Source organism: Terriglobia bacterium (assembly GCA_020073085.1).
GTDB lineage: Bacteria > Acidobacteriota > Terriglobia > JAIQFV01 > JAIQFV01 > JAIQFV01.
This window is the reverse complement of record JAIQFV010000002.1, coordinates 1-9539: the sequence shown is the minus strand read 5'-3', so window position 1 is coordinate 9539 and position 9539 is coordinate 1. Positions and strand designations below refer to the sequence as shown.

The 9539-nt window shown below is 56.8% G+C and carries 7 protein-coding genes; 2 read left to right on the top strand and 5 right to left on the bottom strand.

What is annotated here, in order from left to right:
* Window positions 1-142: 142 nt before the first annotated feature.
* The 3 genes from LAO21_02430 to LAO21_02420 form a co-directional block, all read right to left on the bottom strand.
* A complete protein-coding gene (locus LAO21_02430; protein MBZ5551548.1) occupies window positions 143-640 on the bottom strand; it encodes a hypothetical protein in 498 nt (165 codons plus the stop codon).
* A 442-nt stretch (window positions 641-1082) separates the two neighbouring features.
* Complete coding sequence (locus tag LAO21_02425) at window positions 1083-2081, bottom strand: DUF2950 domain-containing protein (GenBank protein ID MBZ5551547.1); 999 nt, start codon at window positions 2079-2081, stop codon at window positions 1083-1085.
* Between the two features lie 152 nt (window positions 2082-2233).
* Complete coding sequence (locus LAO21_02420; GenBank protein MBZ5551546.1) at window positions 2234-3544, bottom strand: DUF3300 domain-containing protein; 1311 nt, start codon at window positions 3542-3544, stop codon at window positions 2234-2236.
* A gap of 298 nt (window positions 3545-3842) precedes the next feature.
* Here LAO21_02420 and LAO21_02415 point away from each other — a divergent pair, with 298 nt between their 5' ends.
* Window positions 3843-4100, top strand: a complete 258-nt coding sequence (locus tag LAO21_02415) for a hypothetical protein (GenBank protein ID MBZ5551545.1) — start codon at window positions 3843-3845, stop codon at window positions 4098-4100.
* 166 nt (window positions 4101-4266) lie between these two features.
* Window positions 4267-5775 (top strand): hypothetical protein, encoded by a 1509-nt coding sequence (locus tag LAO21_02410; GenBank protein MBZ5551544.1) that lies wholly within the window; start codon window positions 4267-4269, stop codon window positions 5773-5775.
* 964 nt (window positions 5776-6739) lie between these two features.
* On the opposite strand, the gene LAO21_02405 is transcribed toward LAO21_02410, so the two are convergent.
* A complete protein-coding gene (locus LAO21_02405; GenBank protein ID MBZ5551543.1) occupies window positions 6740-7687 on the bottom strand; it encodes a hypothetical protein in 948 nt (315 codons plus the stop codon).
* A gap of 716 nt (window positions 7688-8403) precedes the next feature.
* Complete coding sequence (locus LAO21_02400) at window positions 8404-8979, bottom strand: hypothetical protein (protein MBZ5551542.1); 576 nt, start codon at window positions 8977-8979, stop codon at window positions 8404-8406.
* Between the last annotated feature and the right edge of the window lie 560 nt (window positions 8980-9539).

Below are 9539 nucleotides of genomic sequence, written 5' to 3'. Positions count from 1 at the left end.
CGGCACCCCGGGTCTTTGCGCCTGTTACCTTGAACTTTGAAGTTGAAACAAGGATTGATTTGTCTTCCTTCGCAGGCATGCAAAGAACGCATGCCCGCGGCACCCCGGGTCTTTGCGCCCCCTGTGCCTCCCCAGTGATCCCCTAAAACGCGATCGGCTTTCCTACCTTGAGGGATGCCTTCACCAATCTTTCCAGTTTGGACAAAAACTTATTCAATCCCTCAAGGTCTTTTACTTTCGCCTTTTCGAGATCTTGCGCCCGAATGAACTTGATTTCCTTTTCAAGCCTTCGGACATCTTTCAGCGCAAGATAATCACCGGTGTGCGTGCCGCAGTAGATGACCTGGTCACGCAGAACAGGGAATTTCCTCCTCCACTTTCGTGACACCCGATTGATTTCGGTCCAGAGCTCGCTGATCCACGCGCCGTTCCCAAGCCACTCGCCTGCCAGCATGCACTGCTCGTGCCGGCACGCCCGCTTCTCCATCCAGCGGTCATGCCGATCCTGTTTCTTGGGATCCGAAGTCTCGACATCCGGTGAACCATCCGGCAGAATAACGAGCAGTTCGGGAAACGGGTGCCGGGTCTTCAACCGCTTCTTTTCAATGCAATCGCAATACACAAACGCATCAAGTCCCATAGTTCACCTATGGAGTGCGGCACTCTGAGTGACGCTTTATTTTGGCTGGGTGCCGCAGGTATGCGCTCTTTGCATGCCTGCGGCTCACTCCCCACGAATGCCAAACCCGAGACCTCTTGCTTCTCTCAACGCAGGCATGTAAAAAACACATGCCTGCGGCACCCGAGGTATCCGCGCCTGTTCTCTTCGCAGGCATGCAGAAAGCGCATGCCTGCGGCTCACTCCCCACGAATGCCAAACCCGAGACCTCTTGCTTCTCTCAACGCAGGCATGGAAAAAACACACGCCTGCGGCACCCGAGGTATCCGCGCCTGTTCTCTTCGCAGGCATGGAAAAAACACATGCCTGCGGCACCCGAGCTTCCCTAACACCTGACACCTAACACCTAACACCTAACACCTGACACCTAACACCTAACACCTAACACCTAACACCTATTCCCCTACTGTTCCCCCACCGGCTTCCAGCTTGGATCGGGGTCGTACTCCGTAATCGCGCCTGCGACCTTCGCCGTATCACGCCCAAGATTCTTCTGATAGACGCGCCCCTGTTGATTCACCATGAAGGTCATCACGCCCGAATTTCCCCACTTGGCGGGATAAGCGAGCAACGCATAGCCCGCAATCATGTTTCCATTGATGATGTAACTGTATTTTCCTCCCGGGGCATGTGAACCCTGTCGGGTGAGGATCTTAAAGAAGTATCCGTGATAGGGGTTATGCGCGGGCTTCTGGCCTTCATCTTTCCCTTGCGCTTGGGTCGGGGCCTGGCCCTTCTGCCCGTAGCCTTCGGCGCGGGCCGCTGCGACCAGTTCCCCCAGCGGGCTGGGCTTTTCACCCTCCGCGGTCTCCCAGTACAGTCCATCATGTTCGCCTGGAGTGCTTCTGAATTTTTGCGCGTAGGCGGCCACGCCATTCCCGGCAAGATGGCCTTCGGTAAAGTACTCCCACTGTGCCACGACATAGGCGCGACAGGTGGCGACAGTCGAAAGCTCGTTCTCCCCAATCCTTCGATTCAAGATCTCGTCAATCCCTGCCTTGGTATCGAAGATCCAGTGGTCCCCCTGTTTCACAATCGGGATGGGAAGAGGGTAATTGTTCTTACCGACCGCCATGGTGCACTTGGCATCGCCCTCTTTCTTGAGATCGGCAGACTCGGAGACCGCGGCTGCAAAGCTCTCAAGGTCCTTATTGTCTTCGACAGGATCTCCCGAGAGCAGCTGATCGTCGTCGGGCCCGAAAATCTTCCTGAGGGCTGCGTGATCCTTTGCCTTCGCCGCTTCGACCAGGGCTTGCATCGCCTCTTCCGGCGTCGAAAAGGTGGCTTGCTGTACCGCCGGCGTCTTTGTCTTCGCCGGTTCCTGCTTTTGGGCGCAAACGACCGGCAGGCTGCCGAACACGCTCACCCACAGCACAAACAAAAGTGCCGGAACGGAAGGCATCCGCCGTTGGGACTCGAGTAGGATTGCTGGCTTCTTCACCATATAATTCAGCCCTTTCGTGTTGGAGTTCCCTTCTTTACAACGTCCACGGGCACCGCGAGCGCCGGCCCGAAGAACGGCGCTCACACGGCTTGAATGAAACCGGTCTGCACTCACTTCCGCTTCTCGGAAGATTTTTCTGAACGGCCTTTCTCAGATTTAGACTCCGTGGGCCGGCTTGGAGCCGCGGGCCGAACTTGTTCCGAACGACCTCGTTGAGGTTGAGCCTGAGGGGTCGGGTTTGGAGCCACGGGCCGCGCCGCTTCAACGCGGCTGGCCTGCCCTCGCTGACTGGCAGTGCGAGGATCGAACTTCGACTCATTCGTCCCGAAGGCATGGGGCTCGGACCGGGGAGAGGCCGTCGGTGCGGGCCGCACATTGGACTGCGGCGGGGCCGTCGGTGTGGGCCGCGCATCAAGCTGCCGTTGGGGCGGCGGCGTTGGTGTTGGGGGGGCCGAGGAGCCCGGCACCGGTCTTCCCTGGACTTGCCGGCCGCGATAGTTATTCAATCGCTGGTCGTTGGTATTGATGTTTCGATTAATGATCTCATTGTTGGGCCGATTGTTCGTGTTGGCGCCCCGGTTGTCATTGCGATTGTCATTTCGGTTGTCACGTCGCGACAGGTTGTTGTAGGTCACGTCGCGATGCACGCTGTTATATCGGTTGATGTTGTTGTAATTCACGGTCCGGTTGACAACGGTCCGGTTGACATAGACATTCGTGTAGTGGTTGTTCACGTACACGTTCGTCACGTGAACAAAGGGGCGGCTGCGGGCAATCCAACCCCCGCCCGACCAGCCGGTATAGTAGATTCGATGGCTGCGCCAGTCGAAGTCATGGTTCAGCCACGACCCAATCAGAAATCCCGCCGTAAAGGAGAAGACCCCGACGGCCCAGGCCCCTCCAAAATAAGCGCGCCGGAAGAAAATGACGCTCGGTTCGTAGACCGGCACATAGAGGTATTGAGGCGAGGCGGGGACGATCTGGATGTACCCGCCTTCATAGATGACCTCCTGCTGCGGGGTCGAGAACAGGTTGCCCTGCGAACGGGCCATCTCGCGCAAGCGCTGGACGGCCAGCATCACGTCGGTCGACTGGTTGACGTAGGCCTGTCCCACCGTCGTCGTCCAATCCAGCTTGCCGTCCATCATGTAGAGGACGGTCGGGTAGTACGCGACCGCCTTGACACTGACGTCCCAGGGTTGGTCGTCAATTCCATAGGAGCCACTGGCCCTTACCCACCGCGCCGCCTCATCAATCTGGTCGGGGAAGGTCGCCGCCAGCAGGACCTGCGACAGCAGCGGGTCCGGATAAAGCGCAATCGGAGCCAGCAGATTGTCGAGTTGCTCCGGGGAGAAGGATTCAATCGGCGGATAGTCCTGGGGCGGATAATCCTGGGGCGAAGCCGCGGCAGCCGCGTACATTCGTGAGGTCGCTGCACACTCGAGCAACGGGGTATAAGCAATGCACAACACAAGGAAGAAAGAGACGGCTTTTTTCATAACCACATTCTCCTTTGGGGCCGTTCAGCATAAGTCCAGTTGAAAATCATGGGATTGAACCGCGTTTACGGCGCGGTTGCGGCCGATTCACATCGGAAACATCCTGTGAGGAGGACCACAGTATATCAGCTTTCTTCTCCCCCCGGTAGCGCGCCGTCTTGCCTTTGTAGTGCGGCCCGCCGCGGCGGCCCGCTTCATTTTTTGAATTGCGCCCGTTTCTATGCCACCCTGTCCTTTTGGAGTCCAGCGCGGGGCGGCGGGTTGCTTTGCCTTTGTAGTGCGGTCCGCCCCGGCGGAGCGCTTTGCTCTTGTAGTGCGGCACTTCAGTGCCGCCTTGTTTTGGCATTCGGCATCAGCCGTTCGCATCGAGCCCCGCTGGCGGGGCGCCTCGGGCGGATGGCCCACGGCGTCTGTCTTCCCTCGGCTGAAAATGCGCAACGTGCGTTTTTGGCTTGGAAATTTGAACTTGGAACTTTGAACTCTTGCTTCTTGAACTTTTGCTTTTCGACTTTGAACTTGAAACCTTGAACTTTGAACTGCTTCTCCCTATCCTCTATTGCCTATTACCTATCACCTATTACCTAAGACCTAATGCTTGTTAACGTTTCTCGCATCCTCATCGTCTTTTCCTCTGAGGCACAGCCATGACCCTTCGCGCATCTGTTTGGATTTTCCTTCTGGCTTCTCTCGTCCCGGCCCGGGCGATCTCCTCGGATCAGGCCCGGTGGGTTCTTCTTCTTGCCGGGCGTTCAGGCGTGATCGAGACCGTCGACCCGGCCACGCTGGAAACGATCGGCACGATCCATACGGGGTCCATGAACAACTGGGTCGCTGCGCTGCCCGATGGCCGAACGCTTCTTGTGGCGCTTTCCAAACCCCCTGAATCGCAGACCTGCTGTGCGATCTACATGCTTGACCTGGAATCGGGCAGGATGGTTCCGCTGATTTTTCCGGCCCTGCACGGCGTTCTCTCGATGAATGGGCACCAACTCTATGCGCAGCGAGGCAACGTCGGCATCGACATCGTCGATTTGCTGACGCTCCAGCGCGGGCCGGCTATGGGACCACTCGGAAAGACCTATCTTCTGCAGCCATCGTCCTACCGCCGCTGGCTTTTCGGTGTGGCTTACACACCTTCGCTTTCCCTGGACATGTTCGATCTCAAGACCAACACCCTCGCTCGATCTATTTCAATCCCCGGCGGCCAGCAGCTCACCGGCGTTTGGGCCGGCGAGAAGTACTACCTTCTCGGCTACGGCAAGGGCAAAGGCACGCTTTGGAGTGCCACGCCGGATACTCAGAATTTAGGGGACGGTAAGCCGGTCGATCTCCACGAGCTGGGCGGAGATTGCCGCCTGCCGGGGAGCAAGGTGACCGAGCCCCTTATGATTCAGCCTCCGGTTTTTGCGGGCGGCCGTCTCGTGGTGTATGAAGGCTTCGGGGGCAAATTCGACCGGCGGGAGTGTGCCTCACCACCCAGCGGAGGCGTCTACCTGATCGATCCAGCATCCGGTGCGGTCGTCGCGCACCTCGCGCCATCGCTCTATTTCACGCGTCTTGAGGCCAGCCGCGACGGCACCGAACTCTTCGGCATCGAGTTGGGCCCTTCAATGGCGAAATACACGTCGCGCCTGATACGCCTCGACCCTGGCTCGGGCAAGATCCTCGCCTCGCGGGAACTAAACGGCGGAATGGCGGTCCACCTGTCGCTTGCGCTCCTCTTTGACTCGGTGATTCCACACGGGGAGGTCCAAGCTTCCTTGGGTACGACGCCATCCTGGATGGCGGCGTGTACGGTGACGAAGCCCATGCTCGACGAGCCGCCGAGCGATCCGAAAGCCAGCCCGTTCGGATTCGGCGAGTGGTACATCAGCGACGACCGCGCCATCTGGTTTCCCCGTCAGGGGTGGCGCGCGGGAACCGATAACAAGGTGATCCTGATTCGACCGGCGGGCGTGCGGCTCGCGATTTCCGGCCGAAGATTGGATGGTCCGGCTCCACCTCTGAAACTGGGTGCCGGGGTGAGCGAATATCCGGGAAGCACTTATGAGGTGATTGCAATGACGTTTCCGGCGGAGGGCTGTTGGGAGGTGACTGCCAAGGCGGGAAACGATGTGTTGCGGTTCGTCACCACCGTGTCCCCGGCGAGGTAGGTTTGGTAACCCCTCTCCGATCTATCGGAGCGGGGGCTGATCTACCCGGGTGCCGCAGGTATGCGTTCTTGGCATGCCTGCGAACGGTGACGACTCCCGTCTCTACATCCCGGGCTTCTCCCCACAACACACACTCGGGGAAGGGTCTTGAGACTCCGGATGTGACGCGCAGGCATGCCAAGAACGCATACCTGCGGCACCCCCCTCCAGTTGAAATTGGCCAACGGCCGCGTTCGACTTTGAACTTTGAACTTGAAACCTTGAACTCTTGGTTTGAACGATAACGACTCCCGTCTCTACATCCCGGGTTTCTCCCCACAACGCACACTCGGGGAAGGGTCTTGAGACTCCGGATGTGACGCGCAGGCATGCCAAGAACGCATACCTGCGGCACCCCCCTCCAATTGAAATTGGCCAACGGCCGCGTTCGACTTTGAACTTTGAACTTGAAACCTTGAACTCTTGGTTTGAACGATAACGACCCCCGTCTCTACATCCCGGGTGTCTCCCCCCACAACACACACCCGGGGAAGGGTCTTGAGACTCCGGATGTGACGCGCAGGCATGCCAAGAGCGCATACCTGCGGCACCCCCCTCCAATTGAAATTGGCCAACGGGCGCGTTCGACTTTGAACTTTGAACTTGAAACCTTGAACTCTTGGTTTTTGGACTTTGGTTTTTAGACTTTGGACTTTGGACCTTGGACTTAGTCCTTGAAATTCGAACCCTGCGCCCGCTGCGTCTCTCTGCGGTAAACCCTACGCTGGAAATGATTGCTGAGTCGTTTGGAACATGCACCGGGATGCATTGAGCTGGGAATTCGGTCTTTCGATATTGAATTTGAGACTTTGACCTTCAATCACCTATGACCTATTACCTATCACCTATGACCTATCACCTATGACCTAAACCCTCCTCCCCATTGCGACGCAACCCGTCAAGCACGCGCTTTGACACCCTCTCTCTACTTAACGACCGCTTTCAATTGCTTCATCCATTTCCCCATGGCATACAAATGGTCCATGTGGTCTTGAGCGGAGTTTCCCGCAAACCCGGCAAGATGGAAGTTTCCGATCGAGGCGTGGCTTAATTGCTGCATCCCCACGGGCCCGGGGTGCAATACGGTTTCCCGTTTGATTTTGAGACGACCCAGCAGGTAATCCGCCGTCTCAGTCGTGCTGGCAAATGTCCCCGGATAAACCTCCGAGTGGGTCATCCACATGGACTTCCGGCGGCTTGCCGCGTCTTGAGCAAACTGGACAAAAACATCCAGCGGACCTTCCTCCAATTTCCCCGGTTTACCTTCCGGCACATAGGAGGTGTGCAGGGAATCGGCGAGAAAGATCGCATTGACACGCCGGTAGTTCTCCGCCTGGCGAAGAATGGATCGGACGGCGCCATAGCCGGCACTGAATGAGGTCAGTGTAATACTCCGCCAGCGGACCTCATGACCGGTGAATTTCGTGATTTGGGTCAATGCCTCATTGAGAAGCAACTCGAATGCGGCGGAATCCGAAAATGTCTTCTCATAGATCCCGGAACCTGCGCCCAGCTGCACGGTCACCAGGGCGGCTTGGGGAAGGGCCTTCAGGATGTCGTATTCCAACAGCCAGGAAGCCCCGTGAAAATGAATAATCAGCGGGACCTTATCCCGGGGTCGAAACTGAGGCGAGAGATAGAGCGTCCCGGTCGATAGCGGAAACCGGTGTCCCGCCACCTCCTGTTTCTCAATACGAAAGTGAGGCCGCGTCGTATCCACCATGGGCGACGGGTTCTGTGGCGCAGGCGAGGGTACAGACTGAGCGATGGTAAGGCCTGAATTTGTAAGGAGCAAGCCACTCCAGCCTATCAGGATCGACGACAATGCCACCGCAAACGAAACAATCTTCCGGAGCGGTAATGATGGTTTCATGCGCCCGATAGTATGGCTTGATTCAATTGGTCCCACAAGGAAGGATTCCGATTCAAACCAAAAATTCCCGCAGGTGCCGGGTTGGTTGAGCCCCCCTCGGGGGGCTTGGGTGCGTACAGCCCGCTGGTTTACCGGCGGGAAAAGAGACGCCCCCCCGAGGTTTTTCACCCCGATTCATCGGGGTTGAACCCTCCGGGCGGCCCGTTAACGGGGCGCCCGCCATTTGCCCAAGCCCCCATAAATCGGGGCTGAGAGAACTCCGTTTGCGTCTTCCCGCCGGTTTACCGGCGGGCTGTACGAAATCAAGTCCGCTGAAGCGGCCTCGAAACGAGTCAGCCCTCGGAAATTCTCGACCGTCCCGAATTTCCGTGTCCGAGACCCTCGATGCCCATTTTCAGCTGAGGCAAAACAACCAGAAGCCGGAAGTCAGAAGTCCGACCTGAATAAAGAGGATTTAGAGACTTTAAACTTTGAACTCGCTTTTCCTGACTTTGAACTTTGAACTTGTTTTTCCAGACTTTGAACTTTGAACTTGGAACTTTGAACTTGTTTTTCCAGACTTTGAACTTTGAACTTTGAACTTTGAACTTGTTTTTCCAGACCTTGGACTTTGGACCTTGGACTTTGGACCTTGGACTTTGGACCTTGGACTTTCTCTTTGAACTCTGCGCCCTCATCGCCTCGGCGGTGATATCTCGTCGTTCCCGGGTGCCTGCTCACGGCGAGTTGACCGGCCACTTTTCCGTCGCAACACAATTCTCAACGTACAATTGATTGTTCTTCAAATCATTCGGCACATAAACTTGATTGACTGGCGACTTTCCATAGCTCGTACCACTACAAGTCGCACTCTGCCCCGGACCGACGACAATGAGTGCACCGATTTTGAGCATGCAGGCACTCAGACGATCCAGTGCGCTCCACGAGGTACAGACTTCATTGGCTTCACGGTAGGATTCCCGGGGCCCTTGCGGAGGCGAAAACGACCACCAGCGGCCATATTCGGTATAACCTTTCGAGTTATCCCACACCCGATAGACCGTCAGTGGATGGGTAACCCGAAACACCCTTCCCGCGCACAATTTTCCTTCTCCCGACAGTCCACGTGCTTCAGCCAGCAGCGCCGCGTTTTCTATTTCCACGAGCCCGGGGGGTGGCTCCATCACATTTCCCACACAAGCAATTCCATCCACGCCCACCGGCTTGCTCTGTGAGTAAATTGAAACGGCATCGCATGCCGTGAGGCACCACAATGCGATCAAGATAAAAACAGTTCTGAATCTTCGAGTCATGTTCTACTCCAACGAGAGGAGTTTCATTGGGCACAAAAAAATCAACAATGGGGGTCAAACCGAGAGGGCCTGCTCGGGGCTGATCACGTTCCTCGTTACATCCGCCCCGCCATCATACACCCATCGTCATGTCCCAACCCAACGACACCCAGTCCCGACGATTCGCCGTTTCCACAAAACCGTCTCTGTCCTATGTCCAGGCCCGACCCCCTCCGTTTTTCCATCGCCATGTTCCACTCTAACGACATCCTCTCTCGACGATTCGCCGTTTCCACAAAACCGTCTCTGTCCTATGTCCAGGCCCGACCCCCTTCGTTTTTCTTCTGCTCTTGTTTCTGTTTTTCCATTCAGAGGCCCGGAGGGCTGGATCGATTGTAGCCCCGTCTGTCGAAGATCCGCCGTGGCGGGAGCCCCGCATGTGATTCGGGACTGTCCCCAATACTGTTCACTTAGAGAAATATATGATAGAGTCTCCTGGACTACAATAACGGTTCGGGAGGCCACCTCATGGCGAGAACCTTGGCGACGCTTCCTGCGGGGAGCCGCATCACCGATTACAT

Bases quoted from the DNA above. Each gene is read 5' to 3' on its own strand.
- LAO21_02430 (MBZ5551548.1), bottom strand. From the start codon at position 640: ATGGGACTTGATGCGTTTGTGTATTGCGATTGCATTGAAAAGAAGCGG.
- LAO21_02415 (MBZ5551545.1), top strand. From the start codon at position 3,843: ATGCCACCCTGTCCTTTTGGAGTCCAGCGCGGGGCGGCGGGTTGCTTT.
- LAO21_02400 (MBZ5551542.1), bottom strand. From the start codon at position 8,979: ATGACTCGAAGATTCAGAACTGTTTTTATCTTGATCGCATTGTGGTGC.
- LAO21_02420 (MBZ5551546.1), bottom strand. From the start codon at position 3,544: ATGTACGCGGCTGCCGCGGCTTCGCCCCAGGATTATCCGCCCCAGGAC.
- LAO21_02425 (MBZ5551547.1), bottom strand. From the start codon at position 2,081: ATGCCTTCCGTTCCGGCACTTTTGTTTGTGCTGTGGGTGAGCGTGTTC.
- LAO21_02405 (MBZ5551543.1), bottom strand. From the start codon at position 7,687: ATGAAACCATCATTACCGCTCCGGAAGATTGTTTCGTTTGCGGTGGCA.
- LAO21_02410 (MBZ5551544.1), top strand. From the start codon at position 4,267: ATGACCCTTCGCGCATCTGTTTGGATTTTCCTTCTGGCTTCTCTCGTC.